This is a genomic window from Pseudotabrizicola sediminis, from assembly GCF_004745575.1.
Lineage (GTDB): Bacteria > Pseudomonadota > Alphaproteobacteria > Rhodobacterales > Rhodobacteraceae > Pseudotabrizicola > Pseudotabrizicola sediminis.
The window spans coordinates 1-1,073 of sequence record NZ_RPEM01000050.1 but is presented as its reverse complement, the minus strand read 5'-3'; the positions used below and the strand labels follow the sequence as shown (position 1 = coordinate 1,073).

General features: G+C 65.9%; 1 protein-coding gene. It reads left to right on the top strand.

Going from position 1 to position 1,073, the window contains the following annotated elements; translation table 11 throughout:
* Positions 1-123 precede the first annotated feature (123 nt).
* Positions 124-1,073 (top strand): IS110 family RNA-guided transposase (locus EEB11_RS19245; protein WP_135434195.1); only part of this gene is annotated, 950 nt, incomplete at its 3' end.

Sequence of the window (1,073 nt, the reverse complement as noted above, 5' to 3'; positions counted from 1 at the left end):
TTAGGGGGAATCGGTAACAAGTGTCAGACTCGGAACACTAGCTGGCCTCTCCCGCGGCATTCTCCGTTCGAGGGTTGCTCCCGGTTGGCGGGTGCCGAGCCTCAAGAATGGGGGAGAGACCAGATGCAGGATAGCACGTTCATCGGGCTAGATGTCCACAAGGCGACGATATCGGTTGCGGTTGCGCGTGGCGAGCGCGGCGGCGAGGTCCGCCACTGGGGAACGGTGCCGCACCGGCCCGATCATGTCCGCAAGTTGGCGGAGAAGTTGGCGGCATTCGGAGGCAGGCTGCATTTCTGCTACGAGGCGGGGCCATGTGGGTATGGCCTGCACCGCCAGCTCGTCGAGATGGTGCATGACTGTATCGTGGTGGCGCCGTCGCTGATCCCCGTTAAGGCGGGCGACCGGGTGAAGACCGACCGTCGTGACGCGGTGATGCTGGCGAAGCTGCACCGGGCGGGAGAGCTGACGGCGGTCTGGGTGCCGGATGCGGCGCATGAGGCGATGCGCGATCTGGTCCGCGCGCGCGCGACGGCGATGCGGGTGGTGGGCAAGGCACGCCAGCATCTGCAGTGTTTCCTGCTGCGGCACGGCCGGATCTATCCCGGGAAGAAGGGATGGACCAAGGCTTACAGGCGGTGGCTCGCGACGGTGCGGTTCACGCATCCCGCGCAACAGATCGTGCTCCAGGACTACATCCATGCCGTGACCGATGCTGAGGCCCGGGTCGAACGGCTGACGGTTCAGATCGCGGACCTTCTCCCGGGATGGTCCCTGGCACCGGTGGCCGAGGCAGTTCAGGCGATGCGCGGGGTCGCATTCATCGTCGCGGTAACGGTGGTGGCCGAAGTCGGGGACTTCCAGCGTTTCGACAATCCGCGGCAACTGATGGCTTATCTCGGTCTCACGCCATCTGAGCATTCCAGTGGCAATGCTGTGCGCAGGGGCGGCATCACCAAGGCGGGCAGCGGCCTTGCCCGACGCGCGCTGATCGAGGGCGCCTGGAGCTACCGGATGCAGGCCCGTGTCAGCCCGAAGCTCCATGCCCGGCTCGAACCGCTGTCCAAGGCCGT